Raw genomic sequence first — 17,512 nt, forward strand, 5'->3', positions numbered from 1 at the left:
AAACTTGGCGCGCGATCCAAGGCTGGTAGAAATTTTCCTTTCTGCCTTAGATCATCTCGATGCTAGGCTCGGGCAAAATTCGACTTGCTGAGAATTGAAAAACTATGACCAAACTTAATGTCACCCGTCGTACAGCAATAACCGGTCTTGGTTGCGCATCGATGATCGCGATTGCCAATGCCACATCCACCTATGCGGCCTCGTCATTGCAGGATTTTGGAAGCCAGCTCCAAACACTGCCCGAGATCACTGTCTACACAGCGCGGCGCGTCATCACCATGGAGGACAACGACCCGGCTATTAACGCAGTTGCCGTGGTCGGAGACCGTATTCTGGCCGCCGGTCCGCGCGACACACTCGTTGACCGGATTGGTTCGCAGCCGTTTCGGCTGGACGATCAGTTCTCCGAAAAAGTTATTATCACGGGTTTGATCGACCAGCACGTGCATCCTTTCCTCGCGGGATTAACCCTGACCTCGGAGATAATATCGATCGAGGATTGGAACATTCCGACTGGCATTTCGAAGGCCGCCGTCGATGAAGCGGATTATAAGTCTCGTTTGCAAGCCGCCGAAGCGGCTATGGATGATCCCGACGCCTTGCTGCTGACATGGGGGTACCATCACTTCTTTCATGGCGAGATAAGGCGTGTGCAACTCGACGAGATCAGTAGCACGCGTCCAATCATCATAATCCACCGATCTGCGCACGAGTTTGTCCTTAACACTCCAGCATTGAAATTTCTGGGCATCACCGAGGATTTAGTTAATGGCTTTGAGGGGCTCGCTCTTGAGCAATCGAGTTTCGAGGACGGGTATTTCTTCGAGGCAGGCATGTTCGCCGTTCTTCCCGCAGTCGCTCCGGTGCTTGCTACACCAGAGCGCCTGGGCGCGGGTTTGAGGCTGGCGCGCGAGTATATGCACCGTGCAGGCGTCACAGTTGCTGCGGAACCGGGTGGCGTGCTGTCCCGGCCTCTTCAAGAAGCAACCAACGCGGTCTTTTCAGGACCCGATACCCAACTTAGGACCTATTTCATACCTGACGGGAAATCCCTGGCTGCCTTGCACTTTCAAAATGGTTCGATGATTGAGGAGACCGAAAAACTGCTGGACTGGGGTGAAGGTAAGACGGCGTTCATGCCGAAGCAGGTGAAACTCTTCGCCGATGGCGCTGTTTACAGTTTGGCCATGCAGGTATCGGAGCCTTATGTGGGCGGCGATTTCCACGGCGAGTGGATCATGCAGCCGGACGAGTTTAATCCCGTATTCGATGCATATTGGGATGCAGGTTACCAAATACATGTTCATCAGACCGGCGACCTTGCCGTGGACTTGATCTTGGACGCTGTTGAGCGAAACATGCGCCGGAAGCCGCGGGCAGGTCACCGTACGACATTGGTTCACTTCGGTTATGCGAGAGAAGATCAAGCAAAGCGGATCGCTGAGCTGGACTGCATCGTCAGCGGCAATCCATACTACGTAACTGCGCTGTCAGATCGATACAGCGAGCTTGGACTGGGCCCGGAACGTGCGGATGACATCGTTCCCCTTGGGCCAATTAAGGCCAACGGCATTCCGATTTCATTCCATTCCGACGTACCGATGGCTCCCGGTGAACCGCTGTTCCTAGTATGGGCTGGCGTAAACCGAACGACCTTCTCCGGCCGTGTCGCAGGCCCAGAACACCGCCTGTCGGTCGAAGACGCTTTGCGGGCTGTGACTATCGATGCGGCCCAATCCTTGCGATTGGAGGATGAGGTTGGCTCTATCGCTCCCGGCAAGTTGGCGAACTTCACCATCCTTGAAGAGGACCCATTCGAGGTGGAAGCCGACAAGATTAAAGACATCGGTATCTGGGGGACCGTACTTGAGGGTGACATTTTTCCAGTGTCAGACGACTTCGATATCGACCGCGCGTCATTATCGCCAAACCGGGATACAATAAATCCGCCAACAAAGCCGCTGTATGCGCTTGCTGATGTATCGGGCATAGCCCAGAAAGGCATGCTTGCCGGATGTTCGTGTTGCGCTTCACCCGTATCTCAGTCGTGCACGACATCTGCGGCGGGGCAAATCTCTGCAGTTAGCTGTTGCGGGACCAATGCTTTGGGATGGGCCGTCGTGTCCGAATGGGCCTCCAAAGTTTAGATTGGAGCCAAGCCAACGAAAGGTTTCGGTCGTCGGCATTGTCCGCGTAGTAGTCGTTCACGCCGGGTGCAGCGAACGTCCGCTGCGATCCCAAAGCAGTCAGTTGGCAATACAGTATCCTATCCGAAAATCGACTCTAAGCTTCTGGGTCGCTCGAAGTCTTTTCGAGCTCAGCGAGATCCTCCCAAACGCCATCAGGGATGGACCACTCTGCCCATTCCATCGCCTGTTGAACATGCTGAGGCCATGTCACTCCGCAAATCGTCGAAGTGATGTCGTCATTTTTCAAAGAGTGTTGCAACGCGACCGCCCCGACTGGGACATCGTAGTGCCCGCATACCTCTTCAACAGCACGTATTGGCGCAATTACTTCATCATCTGCCGGTCGATAGACATAAAAGCGATGGATCGCGCTTCCTCGGGCAAGTGCACCTCCGGAATAAGGTGCTGCGTTCAATATCGAAACGCCTCGTGATTTCGCGAGTTCTATCAGAGGTGCCGCGTTGTCGTTTACCAGCGTATGCCTGTTGTGTGTCAGGACCACGTCAAAATCCCAACTCTCTAAAATTGGCATCATCAAGTCGATACGTCCCGCCGCGATTCCGACCGCCTTGGCCAGGCCTTCCTCCTTGATACGGAACAACTCTTCAATCGCGCCACCTCGCCCTTTGACCTCTGATAGGTCATTTGCGTATTCGATATCATGGACGTGGAGTATATCAACGCTGTCGACGCTAAGGGCCGCAAGACTTTCCTCGAATGATCTACGTGCCTGAGAAGCATCAAAAGCACCAGTTTCCATATCCCGGTCGATTTTGGTGGAAAGCACCCGCCCGTCCGGCCACCCACCAAGCTCATGAATGACTTTTCCTATGCGCTCTTCACTTCGACCCATGGCATAGCAACGGGATGTGTCCAGGAACGCATATGGCTGCGAAAGAATTGCCCGAATTGTATCAATCGCGCGGTCCTCCTCAACTTCATACCCATAGATTTCCGGAATACTCCCCAACCCCGTCGATCCAAACCCGATACGAGGGACTTGTATCCCGGTCTTACCAATTTCGCGTAGCTCCGCCATGCCAACCTCCCAATTGGTTCCGGACTTTCACAGATGTTGCGCGAGTAATTTATTGAAAACAAGTCAGGCTTGTCGCTGGGGTTGCTCTCTGGCCTCAACGCAATCGTTCAAGCCGAAAATTCACCAGGCGTTTTAGCGAATGGCAGAAATGTCCGCAAACCCGCCATCCGCGGAGAAAACCTGAACGTCCGCTACCCCCGTCCAAACCGAGGACCTTCCTGCATCTAAATAAAGAAGCAACTGCAGGAGTTTGATCCATGAAGTACCTGTCTGCCCTCGGCGTTCTCGTCGGGGGTTTTCTTTTGCACCCACCGCCCAAGGCCGTCCTGACGACGATGCTCTGGGTGGTCTCTCGGTCTCATCCCGCTGTCTCGGCGCTGGTTCTGCTGGCGGTTCTCTGGACGTGGAGGTCCGACGATGGCTGAGCTGGAGCTAAACCCCGGTGACGTCGTGGTTGTCCGCGCCTTCGATGACGTCCCTGAACATCTGTTCCGCGTGGAAGAGGTGTTTGAAGACTGCGTGACCGGCTTTGCTGTCACCGGCCCTCTGGCTGGGTCCTACGGCGAACCGGCCCTCGAGATGATCCTGCGGGTTGTCTCAACCAACTGACCCCATCCCAATCCAAAACCTGAAAGGAGGAGATTGATGTCTGCTCACATTCGCTATGCCTATCTGAAGGGCCATACGTGGCTCTATAGACGTAACTATCCCGTTGACGTGGCTCTCGCGCTGGGCGCTCAGGGGAAGCGGTTGGTGGCATCTTATTGAATCTATTCGCTTTATGATCTGAGTGCCCGGAAATCTGCATCGCGGTTGCGTTCGTTGTTGATATTTGGAAACAGTTTGTGTCATTCATATTTTTTTCAAATTTGATCCAGTCAAGTACGGCCAGCGTAAACCCTGTATCGAAACACAAGGGGGCTAAAATGAAAAAGCTTGTCGTACTTTCCACCACCGCGCTAATCGCGCTCGCTGCACCTGTCATGGCTAACGGTAATTCCGGCGCCGCGAAAAATATGGCGGACACTCTTTCCGGTACGCCGGGAATTGGAGCAGCCGCGCCGACGGTCAGCGGTAAAAACGCAATCGATGGTAACAAGAGTGATAGCGGTTGGGGCAATGCTGGCAGTCGCGTAGTCGCTGGCCAGCAAGTCTCTCGCGGAAAAAAATAGTCAAGACAATCTTCTGTTCGGGACTAACATGAACATAGGTTGTCATTTTGGAGGGCGCCCGTCTAACGATCGGCGCCCCTACTTTGTTTTTGTGTCGCTTCTCAATTGAAATAATCCACAAAGCAGTGCCGAAATATTGCACGTCCGCTTTGGGCTCGAAGCAGCCATTCGCTGCAACTTGCTTGAACGTCCGAGTTACGGACAGAACCGACGTTGGTGTTTCGGTTTGTTTCAAGTTTTAGTGTTAGTAAGTTTGCTTAGTCTAGGGTGCACTCACAACTTCCACTGAGGCGTCACCAATAAGATCCCTAAGTTCAGCTGTTGATCGTCTGCCGGATCGCCTACTTGCCCGTATTGCTTCACCGGAAATACGAACGATTTCTGCACGAATGGGTGTTGGACAATCCGAACTTCAAGAACTTCGATGATAGCCTGTCCCATGAGCAACAACTTATATTGCTTAAAATGGGTGCCACCCTCAATCACTACCATCCCGGGCAGTTTACGGCATTTCTGGGCATCGAAGATTCTGACGAAGACGTCGGCTAAACGGACAAAAGCGGCTGTTAAGGCGCAGAGCAGCGAATGGCGGTAAAGAGCCCGAAGCAGCCCGTTCAAAGTGTCGCGAGAAGCGCACTACGGACAAAGGGCCAAACAAGTAAATCAACACTCAGCAGAAAGCTTCCACAATCGTAGGGACTAGCACCTGATGGTCGGCGCGCGAGAAGCTGCTGACTTTGCGTCTATCGCGCAAATTGTGGTTTTCACCGCATTAGTTTGACTGCTTGTTCGGGGCCAAGCCAAGATGGTTGGTCGCAGGTCGTCGTCATGGATGCCCAGCCGCGATCCTGCGCTGAGGCCAAAATGCTGGTCATGACTTCAACAACATGGGTCGCCATCTCAAGGCTGCACCGGTGTGGACGGTTATCCTGAATAGCCTGAGCCATTTCCGCGAGGCCTGCGCAACGATAGTTGGCACGGTGCACCCCGGATCCATCCGAACCATTTGCTACAGATAATGGATGATTGTTGTCTGGTACCTGTGTGATTTCGCCCTGCGCCTTTGACATCAACACCTCGCCACCAAAAAAATTTGGGTCCGGCATGAACAAAGAGCCGCTGGTGCCGTATAACTCCATATTGTCGTGGCGATGCGCCCAGACGTCCCAACTTGCCCCAAATGTGATCAAAGCGCCGTTTTCGAACTCCAGGAGCGCGTGAACGTTTGTTGGGATCTCGACCGGAACCATTTCACCCAATCGTGGTCCATTGCCGATCTCGCGTTCAGCAAAGCTTGCCGAAGCCATGGCCGTCACGGCTTTAACCGGGCCAATCAACTGCACAAGATTGGAGATGTAGTAAGGGCCGAGGTCGAGGATTGGGCCGCCGCCTGGTTGAAAAAAGAAGTCTGGGTTCGGGTGCCAGGACTCCATTCCATGCGACATGACATGGCATGTGCCGCCGATGATCTCGCCCACCTCGCCGCTGTCGATTGCCGCACGGGCCGCCTGATGGGCACCGCCCAGGAAAGTGTCCGGCGCTGATCCGATCCGCAGATTTCGTTCTTGCGCCATTTTCCGCAGTGTTTCAGCTTCCTCAAGGGTCAACACAAACGGTTTTTCCGAATAGGCGTGCTTGCCATTTTCGAGGATCGACGTTGTGACACTGAAATGCGCGGCTGGGATCGTGAGATTGAGGATGATGTCGATATCGTCGGCTGCCAGCAGACCTTCGACCGTATCCGCGCGGACGCCGAACTCTTGAGCCCGGTCCTGCGCGGTTTCCATGTTCAGGTCCGCGACTGCCCGGATTTCAATATAGTTGAACAAAGGCGCAAGATTCAGATAGGCGGTCGAGATATTGCCGCACCCGATTATTCCGACACCATATACCTGCATCGCGTTCTTCCTCAGAATGATTGAACAGTTGCGAGTGACCGTTGAGCCATCCGCTTGTGATCATTGGGATTATCGTGCTCGATCACGTAACGTCGCACGAGAGCTGCATCCATCGCCCGCTTGATCGCAGGCCAGTCCATCGTGCCATAGCCGACATCTGCCCAGCCGTCTTCGTCCGCGTTTTCTCCTACTGGAGCAATGTCCTTCACGTGCACTGCGACCAGTCGTCCGGAGTATTTTTCAATCCATTGGACCGGGTCCTCGCCGCTGAATTTTACCCAAGCGAGATCAAGTTCGATCTGGATATCCTCGGAGGCCGCGGCAATCAGATCTAGAGGTGTCTGACCGTCGACGGGCACCATTTCGAAGTCGTGGTTGTGCCAGGCAAAGCCAAGACCTGCGTTCAAGACAGGTTTGCTAGCAGAAACAAGACGCTCGCCAAATTCCTTCCATCCCTGCGCCGAGGACGGACGATTTTCGGGTGCCACAAACGGGATGACAATTGTTTGAATGCCGATTTTTTTTGCAACGTCGATCACCCGATCAGGGTCGGTTTCGACCAAATCCAACGCAAAATGTGCCGTCGGCATGGTTAGGCCATAGGCGTCGAGCAGGGATTTTGTCTTTTCAACATCATCAAAGTATGGACCGAAACCTTCGACCTCATTGATCCCCAGATCCGCGAGCATGGCAAAGGTTTCCTCCACGTCCCAGTTGCGCGAAGAATAAAGCTGATAGGAGATGGCAGGCATAACTCAATCCTTTGATTGTCTGACTGTTTCAATGATGGCAGACGCTTTTGGCTCACAGCCGCAGTTCGGATTTGGTGTCGAAGAGCGAGGCCTTTGATAGATCGAGCCCGAGCTGCAGTTTTTCGCCCACCGCGATCTTGGCCTGCCCATCCATACGGACGCGGAACGGGCTACCGGCAATTTCGCAGTCGACGAGTGTATCTGATCCTGTAGGCTCGATAAGGCTGACCGAAACATCTGTCTGGAAAGGGGCTTTGCCGACCAGTTCGCCGGTGATGACGTGTTCGGGACGGACCCCCAAAGTCGCAGGACCTGTCGCCGGGCCAGCGGAGAATTCGTACCCCGATAGTGGGATCGAAAGGTCGCCCGTTTCAAAAGCGCCGTTTTTGATGTGGCCTTCCAGAAAGTTCATTGACGGTGATCCAATGAAGTCAGCCACGTATTTGTTTACAGGGCGACTATAGATTTCTTCCGGCGATGCCAGTTGCATGATCTGACCGCCGCGCATAATCGCAATACGATCCGCAAGCGTCATGGCTTCGATTTGGTCGTGGGTTACGTAGATCATCGTATTTCCGAGGTTCTGGTGCAAACGCTTGATCTCGACACGCAGGTCCGCGCGCAGTTTGGCATCCAGATTCGACAGCGGCTCATCGAACAAAAAAACGTCGACGTCCCGCACCAATGCGCGTCCTATGGCAACTCTTTGACGCTGGCCTCCCGACAGAGCGGCCGGTTTGCGTTTAAGCAAGGATTCGATTTGCAGGATCTCTGCGGCACGTTTGATGCGGGCTGCTATTTCGGCTTTAGGCAGTTTGGCGTTTTTCAGACCAAATGACAGGTTTCCCTCGACAGTCATTTGAGGATAGAGCGCGTAGGATTGAAAAACCATGCCGATACCGCGCTCGGAAGGCTCCGCCCACGTCACGTTCTCGTCGTTGATAAACAGCTGACCTGCGGTTACGTCAAGCAGGCCGGCGATACAGTTTAACAGCGTGGATTTTCCGCAACCGGACGAGCCGAGAAGTACTAGAAACTCGCCTTTGCCGATTTCCAGATTGAGGTTTTGCAGCACTTTGACCGAGCCGAACGCCAGATCAAGATTTTTGATTTCAACTGAGTTGCTCATGAGGGTTTACCCTTTGACAGCGCCGGCCGCGATTCCGCGGACGAAGAGTTTGCCGGAGACAAAATAGATGGTCAGCGGAACAAGACCTGTAATTATGGTCGCTGCCATATTGACGTTGTATTCCTTCACGCCTTGCGTGGAATTGACGATGTTATTGAGTTGTACCGTCATCGGGTAAGTATCCGGGCCGGTGTAGACTACGCCAAACAGGAAGTCATTCCAGATGCCTGTGACCTGCAGGATCACGGCGACGGTGAAAATGGGCACGGACATCGGCAGCATGATGCGGAAGTAGATGCGCCAGAACCCAGCGCCATCGACGCGAGCGGCTTTGAACAACTCTTCCGGCAACGAGGTAAAGTAGTTGCGGAACAGCAGGGTCAGAATGGGCATGCCAAAGATCGTGTGGACAATGACCAACCCGGTGAGTGATCCATAAAGACCGACTTCTCGCAACATGATGACGATCGGATAGAGCATCACCTGATAGGGAATGAAGGCGCCAAATATCAGGATGGTGAAGAATGCGTTTGCACCTTTGAAACGCCAGTTCGCCAAGGCATACCCGTTCACCGATGCAACGACGATCGAAATTAGGACTGAAGGGATTGTTATTCTGACTGAATTCCAGAAGCCGACCTTCAAGCCTTCACAGTTCAAGCCCGTACAGGCTTCGGACCAAGCCTTGACCCAGGGCTCGAATGTGACTTCGAGCGGCGGGGCAAAAATGTTCCCGACGCGTATTTCCGGCATTCCCTTCAGTGACGTGACGACCATGATGTAGAGGGGCAGCGCGTAGTAGACTGCAGCGACGAGCAAGGTGCCATAGAGTAAGATGTTTCTCCGCGAAAGCATCTTGGTGGGTTTGGGCCCCTGCGGCCCCTCGAGCGTCGTAGACATGACATCAACCATGTTTCTTCCCTCCTCCGAACTCGAGGATGGCCCAAGGGATGACGACAAGGGCCACTGTGAGCAGCATCATGGTCGAGGCGGCGAAGCCCTGACCAAGGTTGCTTGCGCCAAACATCATGTCGTAGACGTATTTGGCGGGAACTTCGGTGGCGATACCGGGGCCGCCGCTGGTTTGCGCGACGATCAAGTCATATAGCTTGACGATGCCGGTTACTGTCAGAACCAATGTCGTTATAAACACCGGGCGCATCATGGGAATGACGATGAACAGATAAGTTTTCCATGCGGGAATGCCGTCCACGCGTGCGGCTTTCCAGACATCCTGATCTATCCCGCGCAATCCGGCGAGCATGAGGACCATAACCAGCCCGCTGCCTTGCCAGAGCCCGGCAATCAGGACACCGAATATGGCGATTTCCGGGTTGTAAAGCGGGTCGAATTCGAAGCTTTGCCACCCCATTCCCCTGACGATGGCTTCGATGCCGAATTCAGGGTTCAGTATCCATTGCCAAACCAACCCTGTGACGACAAAACTCAGGGCATAGGGGTAAAGGATGACGGTGCGGATGGTGTTTTCAAAACGTATTTTCTGATCGATCAGCGCCGCGAGGATGAACCCGATCACGAACACCAGAGCGAGCATACAAAAGCCATAAATTGCAAGATTCTCGATCGCAACCAGCCACTTTTTCGTACCCCAGAGGCGGTCGTATTGATCAAGGCCAACCCACTTCAGCCGCGGCAGCAATCCCGAACTGGTGAAGCTGTAAACCACTGTCCAGGCTGTCCCACCAACGAACACAAACAGAGCAGTAACGATCATGGGGATCGAGGCTATTTTTGCGTTCAGGTTGCGGAACAGTTGGTTTGGGCGTTGCGAAGCCATCTGCTCCCCCTCCCTTCAACTGTTGGTGTCGGATTGCGGGCAAGTGAGCCCGCAATCCACTGTCAGTATTTATTCAGCCCGACCGATGATCTTGACGAATTCTTTCTGCGCATCTTCGGGTGTCATCGACGCATCCGCAAAGAACTCTGTGAACAACGTTTTCAGCTGATCGTTGGTGTCTGGCGTGATCAACTGGTTCACGTCGGGCAGCAGCGCGCCCGCCTTGAGCAAATCGAGGCCTTTCGCCATGCAGTCATTGGCTGCGTCTAGGTTTACGTCACCGCGCACAGGGAGCGACCCCTTCTTGAGGTTGAAGGCCACTTGCGTTTCGGGATCGAGCATCAGTTTGGCTAGCTCGGTTTGCGCGGCGATCTGGGCTTCATCCGAGAGAACAGGGAAATAGAACGCATCTCCGCCTGTTGAAAGACGCGGATTCATGCCCAGCCCAGGAAGGCAACTGTAATCTTCGCCAGCGGTAACGTTTGCGACTGCCATTTCACCCTGCGCCCAGTCCCCCATGATCTGGCCACCGGCTTCGCCTTTGATGACCAGCGCGGTCGCGTCGTTCCAATTCTGAACCGTTGAGTTGGCGGCCATTGAACGCGCATCGGCAGCAGCTTTGAAGACGCTGGCGACTTCGGCACCACCAGCAACATCCGTATTCTTGTCACCGTATACGCTGTTATAAACTTCACTTGGCAAGAGGCTTGCGATCAGAACACTGAACGCACCAGCCTGCTGCCAGCCCTGCTGACCCATGGCCATGGGGATCTTGCCCGCGGCTTCGAGCGCGGAGGCCGAGCTTACGAATTCAGTCCAATTTGTCGGGATGGGAACACCTGCATCTTCGTATGCCTTGTGGCTGACCCAGAGCCACTGCCAGGAGTGAATGTTGACAGGCGCGCAGTAGATGCGGCCATCAACAGTGCAGGAAGCCAGTAGAGAAGGTGGGTTTACCAGATCGGTCCAGCCTTCTGCTTCGGCAATGTCGGTGATGTCACGGAGCAGGCCCGCTTCGATCAGCTCTTCAGCCTGCCTGCCATGATTGAACTGAAACGCGCCCATCGGATCTCCGCCAACAATACGGCTTATCATGACCGGCCTTGCGTTGTCGCCGCCCGCGATGGCTGCATCGACCCAGGTGTTGCCTGTTGCGTTGAACGCGTTCGCGATTTCCTTGACCGCCTCGGCCTCACCGCCCGACGTCCACCAGTGCATCACTTCCAATTCAGTTGCCGACGCGCTTGTCGCCACAACAAGCGCTGTTGCCGAGAGCAGATATTTTATCCGTTTCATGCCATCCTCCCTTACTATAACGTTATAGTAAAAATCTATATCGTTACAGAAATGCCTTGCAAGCAATTTTTTTGACTCGCTATAAATCCATCTGAGTACTGCCGAAGCCGGTCGCGATGGAAGTACACATCTTGCGCAAGTTGCCAACTATTGGTGAACGGAGAGGGTCGATGAAGAAAACGGTGGCCGAAGTCAGTCAATTAAGTACTGAAGAGTTGGTCTCTCAAGTTCTGCCGGGAGAGCGACCGACGCAGAAAACCATTTCGCGCATCAGTGGCTTAGCGGTGGCCACAGTTTCGCGCGCGTTGGGCGATGCACCGGACATAGGACAAGAGACAAAACAGCTTGTTCGCCACGTTGCGGATGCCATCGGCTACGTTCCGAACCGCGCTGGAGTGCGTCTAAGAACCGGACGTACAAATGTTATTTCACTTGTTGTTCCCGCCGAGGGCGACGTCATCAACAACACATCAAGATTGACCAGTTCGATTGCGCAGGAACTGCGTGGCACAAGGTTTCATCTCAACGTGCTGCCTTGGTTCCCCGACGAAGATTCGCTGCGGCCCATCGAGTATATCGTCAAGACACGCTCTGCTGATGCCGTCATCTTCAACATGACCGAACCCGAAGACCGGCGCGTCGAATACCTGCTTAAGCACAACTTCCCTTTTGCAACGCATGGACGGACAAAATGGTGCGAGCGGCACGCCTACTACGACTATGACAACAGCGCTTTCATGCGTGTGGCGATCAATCGTTTGGCTGCAAGAGGTCGGGAAAATATCCATGCGATCCTGCCACCGCTAAATCAGAACTATTCGCAAGATATGAAGCGCGGGCTGGAAGAAGCTTGCAGCAGGTTGGGCTTGAGCTACCGCATCGCTCAAAACGTTGACAGCGATCAGTCCTCGGACCAGCTCCGGCACTGGATAAAACACAGGCTACAGAACTCGCCGGAAGTTGATGCAATCGTCAGTTCGTCGTCTAAAACAGCGATTGCGGCAATCGTTGCGATTGAACAGATGGGGCGCAAGCTCGGCGAGGATATCGACGTGTATTCAAAAGAAGTAATCCCCGTCCTGAAAATGTTCCGTGAGAATATTGTTGTCGAGTTCGAGGATGTCAGTGACGCTGGCCGGTTTCTGGCCAAAGCCGTTTTGCAGTTGTTACTGGAACCCGAGAAAAAGCCCATGCAGCACCTCGAAATTCCCGTTGACCGAATGCGACATTGAGTGAAACCCTCTGTTGCCGCGACGCAGAGCTCCAGAGAAGCACCGCAGTCGCCAAGCGACTGCTTTGTCCGCAACTCGGACCTAGAGCCTATTTTTCTGAACGTCCGGTCTCGCTGAAAGCAGACAACACGTAGCGTCGCCCCAATTTCAGCGGCTTGAATGTCTGCTTCTTCCGAAAGCGGGCATTTTTGAAAACTAACTGGAGTTCCGCTCTGCGGACAATACTGTCACTCGCCTGTTGAGGGTGGATGACCACAGGCAGCCCAAACCGGACCTTCGCAACCAAGCTTTGCTAACTCCGAAATACACAACGAAACGGCCAGTTGCAGAGGTTGTATCGGCGGTGGCAACCAACCATTCGTGTCGTCGACTAACCTGTTCAACGTCGCACTACAACTTCTCCGAACTGATCCCACGAGGACCTAATCTTCGAAGCGTTCATTTGGCTCGACCACATTTACTTGCTTCGGAACTTGGTCGGTGTCATTCCGGTCTGACTTCGGAAAAAGCGAGTGAAATGGGACTTGTCAGAATAGCCGAGCATCAGACCAATCTCCGCAATTGTCATCTGGTCATCTTTGAGGTGCTCCTTGGCGACATCGATACGCAGCCGTTTGATTTCGCGCGGTAACGTTGTGCCTTGTTGTTGAAGCGCTTTCAGGAACCGTTCCGGCTGTATTCCCAGCAACTCGGCCACCATCTCCGGCCCCAAATCGGTTTCATCCAGTTTGCCGCGCAAGACAGAGCGCAAAGCAGCCACCACAGTTACTTCCTCATCTTGTCGCGGTGAGACCATCGGCTTGGCAGAGCCGTCAGAGACATGGTGCAAAAACAACCATTCCACAGGAAAACTAATTTGCATACCGGGATCGGTTCCAAGGCCAACCTCGATCCCTTTGTAGTTGACAGGCAAACCATTGATGTATCTGCTTTCCCATCGCACACGCGAAGAGTCCCAGGAATCGCCGACGACGGTCTGCAACAGGCGTACATAGATTGCAGCACCAAAACCGGTTACCTGAATGGGCGGGACTGTTGGTTCCTGTTGCCTATCGATACGATAAGTCGCTTTGTCCGCTTCAATGATAAGGCTGTGCCGCACAGAATTGGACTCCTGCGGTACAAGCCCAACAAAGCGGGTAAAAAACTCGAACAGCGTTTTTGTAGTTTGCAGGGCTTGAGCGAATGGAGGCCACTCTTGCAGGTCAAACGTCTCCCCTACATTCAGTCCAAGGTATCGATCCCCTGACACTTCTGAGAAAGCATTTACCAAGCCGTAAACCAACTCTGAGTGAACGAACACGGATGGGTTAGTCAACAGTTCGGCTTTCAAGCCGACCTGATCCAATGCTGGTTGCGGATTGATCTTACGTTCGGTGAGATATTGCAGAAACGGAGCAGCTAAAGATAGGCGAATAAAGCCCTCGCTATGCTCTCGGGAGGTGGAGTTGAAAGGCAAGCTCATAACCCTTGTCTGGATTAGCTTTAAGAAGTGGCCATTTTTGCAGTCACATTCGCACATCCTAATTCAAAAGGGGCAACCGAGCCAATGAATTCCAGACTATAGTTGGCAAAACATGAATATGAAGGGAGTACTTATGTCCGGCTTACGAATGTCTCTTTGCTCGACGGCAATTGTCGCGGCAGTTCTTTCTTTTTCGACGACCGCGCAGGCTCAGGATCAAGAAGAACCCCAAACGCTGTTTACCAACGTGCATGTCTTCGACGGTGTGAATGAGCAACGCATTGAGAATGCCAGTGTTCTGGTCGAGGGCAATCTGATCAAGTCCGTCTCAACCGATGCCATTGATGCGCCGAGTGCGAAGGTTATCGACGGTGGCGGACGCACTCTGACACCGGGCTTTATCGAGAATCACGCGCACCTGATGCTCATGGGGCCATCGATTGCCGAGATGGAAACCAACTCGACCTGGGAGGATTTCGCCATCCACGGGACACGGATGGCCGAAATGTACCTGATGCAGGGCTTCACGACCGTTCGCGATGCCGGGGGCGCTGGTGGCGGGCTGCGGCGTGCCATAGACGCAGGCCAGATCGTCGGCCCCCGCTTTTATCCTTCCGGCGCATTTCTCGGGACGCGCGGCGGCCATGCCGACTTCGCATCTTTCACATCTCCGCCGGGCGGGGTGACCAACTTTGGCACTCTGAATATGGCCCAACAGGTCAACGGTGTTGACGAAATTTACATGTATGGCCGCAACAACTTGCGCATGGGTGCCACGCAACTGAAGTTCATGCAATCAGGTGGGGTGATTTCGGCATTCGATCCATGGCAGTTGCTCGCCGGTTCGAAGGAAGAGATCGAGGCTGCTGTTCAGGTTGCCAACGAGTACGGCACCTATGTCATGGCACATTCCTACCGCAAAGAAGCGATCATCAATGCCCTGAATGCAGGGGTTAGAACCATTGAACACGGATTTCACTTTGACTGCGAAATTTCTGCTTTGATGAAAGAAAAAGGAGCGTACATCACGACGAACATCACGGCATTTGATCCGGGCCTTCTTGACGTTCCGTCCGTGAAAAACAACCCTAACAGTTTGAGGAAAGCCAAATCGGCCTCGGCGACCTTCGAAGCCTATATTCCCAGCATGAAGGAATGCCCGGCGCCGCGCGGGTTCCAAACCGATTGCGTGGGCTCAGTCGAGGCGTGCAACATTCAGATCGCCTACGAGAAGCATCTGAACAACCATTTCTTCGGCCCCTATGCGTCGATGGTAACCTTGACTTCGGTAGGCGGCGAGATCGCGGCACTTAGCGGTGATTTCATGAACCCCTATCCAGAAGGCAAACTGGGTGTGATCGAAGAAGGCGCCTATGCCGACATCCTACTGATAGACGGCAACCCCCTCGAAGACTTCTCGGTCGTTGGAACAGGTGATCAGTGGTTTGGTGCGGACCCGAGGCCGGACAGCCCGGAAACAATCCGCCTGATCATGAAGGACGGTGTGATCTACAAAAACACACTGGATTGACCAGATAAAGCAGCCGGAGAGCATTCATGCGAAATTGGTTTTGCTCCGCAGTATTCGCAGGGTTGGTTTTGTGCGGTTATGATGCTGCGGCGACGCCTGGAACCGCGTTGGACTGGGCGGACCTGCCAGATCCGTCTGCGCAGGTCTTTGAAGACCCCTATCGCGAACTTAGCGCCGAACAATTCGACGATGTCCTTTACGTCGTACGGCTGCGCGGCAGGTTACAGCAGGATAGTGGCAGCGAAGAAGAGAGGCAGAAATGGCAAGAGCTTCTGACCGAGACTGAGGATGCCTTGGCGGCTGATGGGATTGATGTCGACTGGCTACTCGATCAGCGAGAGGTCGTGACGGAGCGTCGGAGAAAGGCTGGGACCAACGGAAATCCACAGTTCGACGGTCAAAAAATCACGCTTGCGGGCTTTGCCATTCCTGCTCCGAGTGATCCGGACGGGCGGCCTGTCGCGTATTTGGTGCCCGAACGAGGGATGTGCAGTCATATGCCTCCGCCTCCGCCGAACCAGATGATCCGCGTGCGGCTGAACGGGGACTGGACGCCCAGCTATGTCCACGAACCCGTTCGGCTGACCGGTAAGCTGACTATCGATCCTTCCGTACATAATATGATGGTTGTGGATGGCCTCATGCCGATGAACGCGACTTTCCAGTTGGAAACGGAACGTGTCGAAACTCTGGAAACCGAGGCAGACAGGCTGGAATGGAAGCAGCGTGCAGCTGATCGCATCCGCGCGGCAGGCAACCGCAAGACCGGCGGGGCAAGGGCGTCTGAATGATAAGACTTTTGGTTGCCGCATTGAGCATTGCCTTTGCTGGCGCAGCGTCGGCTCAGGGATTATCCGGTCCATCTTCGGTCGAAGCTGATCTAGAGACCGGAGATGGGCTGACCGACCCACAATACCGTTCCGATTTTCCGCGCAACATCGCACCGGGTTGGTTTCAGTGGAAAGACCGGCTGGCTGAGGGTGGGTTTCGGTTCAACATAGACTACTTGGCATTGGGCCAATCCACGAACGCTGATCTGGGAACCGGCGAAGCGGCCAGCGGCATCGCTCGTTTCTACGGGAGTTGGCAGGCAACTGAACGGGGTTCCCTGACATTCAAGATCGAAGACCGGCACAGTTATTCGGACATTGCTCCGCAGTTTCTCGGGCTGGATGGCGGAGCCCTTTCAATCACGGGAACAGCCTTCAACGACAATGGTCTGCTATTGACTAACCTGTTCTGGACCCAAAGGGCCGAGAACGGTTCGTGGACGCTGCAAGTCGGGCAGATTGATGTAACAGACTTTGTGGATATCTACGGGTTGGTAAGCCCCTATAGCGGTTTTCAAAACCTGTCTTTCAATACCAATCCGACAATTAACACGCCCAACCAAGGCCTTGGTATTGCCGGTGGGGTAAAGCTGAGCGAGAACCTCTACGCCGTTGCCAGCGTATCAGACGCAAACGCCGACCCGTCCGATCCAAACTTTGATGTGTTTAGCGATGGCAACCTCTTCAAATCACTCGAACTTGGGTACACCTCCGGCTTTGATCGCATCTACTTCGACAACATCCATTTGACCCTTTGGCATGCGGATGCGGCTGACGATGGCAGTCGAGCGGAAGATTACGGCGCAGCGTTCTCTGCCGCATGGTTCGTTGACAATAAGTGGATGCCGTTCTTTCGGGCTGGGGCCTCAAAGGGGACCGCAGCGCTTTATGACCGGTCTATCTCTGCAGGTCTGGGCTACTATGGTCGCAATACCGATTTGGCCGGCCTGGGCCTGAATTGGGCCGAGGCAAGAGGCATAGACGGTGACCAATTCACGGTCGAAGCATTCTACCGGTTTTCAATCTCGCCCGGGCTGCAGATCACGCCATCACTGCAGTTCATTTCCAACCCGCTGCTGAACCCCACTCAGGACAACATCACACTGTTCGGCCTCAGAACCCGGATCGTTTTCTGAGGGGGTCTCATGCGGTGGCAAAACAAAACAGCTGAGGAGGCTCTG

The 17,512-nt window shown here is 54.0% G+C and carries 18 protein-coding genes; 10 read left to right on the forward strand and 8 right to left on the reverse strand.

Going from position 1 to position 17,512, the window contains the following annotated elements; genetic code table 11:
* Positions 1-104: 104 nt before the first annotated feature.
* Positions 105-2,147 carry an amidohydrolase gene (locus AC2TAD_RS13140; RefSeq protein WP_480868171.1) on the forward strand — a complete coding sequence of 681 codons (2,043 nt, stop codon included), beginning with the start codon at positions 105-107 and terminating at the stop codon, positions 2,145-2,147.
* A 136-nt stretch (positions 2,148-2,283) separates the two neighbouring features.
* Here AC2TAD_RS13140 and AC2TAD_RS13145 read toward each other — a convergent pair whose 3' ends face one another.
* Complete coding sequence (locus AC2TAD_RS13145) at positions 2,284-3,228, reverse strand: aldo/keto reductase (RefSeq protein WP_480868173.1); 945 nt, start codon at positions 3,226-3,228, stop codon at positions 2,284-2,286.
* A 257-nt stretch (positions 3,229-3,485) separates the two neighbouring features.
* Between AC2TAD_RS13145 and AC2TAD_RS13150 the strand changes: the two genes are divergently transcribed.
* From AC2TAD_RS13150 to AC2TAD_RS13170, 5 genes are all read left to right on the forward strand, one after another.
* Positions 3,486-3,653: a hypothetical protein gene (locus AC2TAD_RS13150; RefSeq protein ID WP_170356195.1), complete on the forward strand. Its 168-nt coding sequence runs from the start codon at positions 3,486-3,488 to the stop codon at positions 3,651-3,653.
* A complete protein-coding gene (locus AC2TAD_RS13155) occupies positions 3,646-3,837 on the forward strand; it encodes a hypothetical protein (protein WP_170644846.1) in 192 nt (63 codons plus the stop codon). The genes AC2TAD_RS13150 and AC2TAD_RS13155 overlap by 8 nt, the downstream gene beginning before the upstream one ends.
* A 36-nt stretch (positions 3,838-3,873) precedes the next feature.
* Positions 3,874-3,996, forward strand: coding sequence for a hypothetical protein (locus AC2TAD_RS13160; RefSeq protein ID WP_480868175.1), 123 nt, complete (start codon positions 3,874-3,876; stop codon positions 3,994-3,996).
* A 158-nt stretch (positions 3,997-4,154) separates the two neighbouring features.
* Complete coding sequence (locus AC2TAD_RS13165) at positions 4,155-4,400, forward strand: hypothetical protein (protein WP_170621163.1); 246 nt, start codon at positions 4,155-4,157, stop codon at positions 4,398-4,400.
* A gap of 345 nt (positions 4,401-4,745) precedes the next feature.
* Complete coding sequence (locus tag AC2TAD_RS13170) at positions 4,746-4,949, forward strand: hypothetical protein (protein ID WP_170389186.1); 204 nt, start codon at positions 4,746-4,748, stop codon at positions 4,947-4,949.
* 215 nt (positions 4,950-5,164) lie between these two features.
* Here the strand turns inward: AC2TAD_RS13170 and AC2TAD_RS13175 are convergent, their stop codons facing one another.
* From AC2TAD_RS13175 to AC2TAD_RS13200, 6 genes are all read right to left on the reverse strand, one after another.
* A complete protein-coding gene (locus AC2TAD_RS13175) occupies positions 5,165-6,298 on the reverse strand; it encodes a Gfo/Idh/MocA family protein (protein ID WP_480868177.1) in 1,134 nt (377 codons plus the stop codon).
* A gap of 11 nt (positions 6,299-6,309) precedes the next feature.
* Positions 6,310-7,050, reverse strand: coding sequence for a sugar phosphate isomerase/epimerase family protein (locus AC2TAD_RS13180; RefSeq protein ID WP_170387240.1), 741 nt, complete (start codon positions 7,048-7,050; stop codon positions 6,310-6,312).
* Between the two features lie 52 nt (positions 7,051-7,102).
* The gene (locus AC2TAD_RS13185) at positions 7,103-8,179 is read right to left on the reverse strand and encodes an ABC transporter ATP-binding protein (RefSeq protein WP_170602464.1); all 1,077 of its coding nucleotides are present in this window, start codon (positions 8,177-8,179) and stop codon (positions 7,103-7,105) included.
* 6 nt (positions 8,180-8,185) lie between these two features.
* Positions 8,186-9,091: a carbohydrate ABC transporter permease gene (locus AC2TAD_RS13190; protein ID WP_170602463.1), complete on the reverse strand. Its 906-nt coding sequence runs from the start codon at positions 9,089-9,091 to the stop codon at positions 8,186-8,188.
* Positions 9,084-9,977: a carbohydrate ABC transporter permease gene (locus AC2TAD_RS13195; RefSeq protein ID WP_170498952.1), complete on the reverse strand. Its 894-nt coding sequence runs from the start codon at positions 9,975-9,977 to the stop codon at positions 9,084-9,086. Before AC2TAD_RS13195 ends, AC2TAD_RS13190 begins: the two co-directional genes overlap by 8 nt.
* A gap of 69 nt (positions 9,978-10,046) precedes the next feature.
* Entirely contained in the window at positions 10,047-11,273 is a 1,227-nt protein-coding gene (locus tag AC2TAD_RS13200; protein ID WP_170602462.1) for an ABC transporter substrate-binding protein, read from the reverse strand.
* A 170-nt stretch (positions 11,274-11,443) separates the two neighbouring features.
* Here AC2TAD_RS13200 and AC2TAD_RS13205 point away from each other — a divergent pair, with 170 nt between their 5' ends.
* A complete protein-coding gene (locus AC2TAD_RS13205) occupies positions 11,444-12,505 on the forward strand; it encodes a LacI family transcriptional regulator (protein WP_170602461.1) in 1,062 nt (353 codons plus the stop codon).
* A 457-nt stretch (positions 12,506-12,962) separates the two neighbouring features.
* Here AC2TAD_RS13205 and AC2TAD_RS13210 read toward each other — a convergent pair whose 3' ends face one another.
* The gene (locus tag AC2TAD_RS13210) at positions 12,963-13,970 is read right to left on the reverse strand and encodes an AraC family transcriptional regulator (RefSeq protein WP_170367315.1); all 1,008 of its coding nucleotides are present in this window, start codon (positions 13,968-13,970) and stop codon (positions 12,963-12,965) included.
* 133 nt (positions 13,971-14,103) lie between these two features.
* Here AC2TAD_RS13210 and AC2TAD_RS13215 point away from each other — a divergent pair, with 133 nt between their 5' ends.
* The 3 genes from AC2TAD_RS13215 to AC2TAD_RS13225 are packed head-to-tail and all read left to right on the forward strand — an operon-like array spanning position 14,104 to position 17,467.
* Complete coding sequence (locus AC2TAD_RS13215; RefSeq protein WP_170367314.1) at positions 14,104-15,501, forward strand: amidohydrolase family protein; 1,398 nt, start codon at positions 14,104-14,106, stop codon at positions 15,499-15,501.
* Positions 15,502-15,527: 26 nt separating this feature from the next.
* Entirely contained in the window at positions 15,528-16,292 is a 765-nt protein-coding gene (locus AC2TAD_RS13220; protein ID WP_480868180.1) for a DUF3299 domain-containing protein, read from the forward strand.
* Positions 16,289-17,467, forward strand: coding sequence for a carbohydrate porin (locus AC2TAD_RS13225; RefSeq protein WP_480868182.1), 1,179 nt, complete (start codon positions 16,289-16,291; stop codon positions 17,465-17,467). The genes AC2TAD_RS13220 and AC2TAD_RS13225 overlap by 4 nt, the downstream gene beginning before the upstream one ends.
* Positions 17,468-17,512: the final 45 nt, after the last annotated feature.

The sequence above is a fragment of the Ruegeria sp. HKCCD7628 genome, from assembly GCF_057221005.1.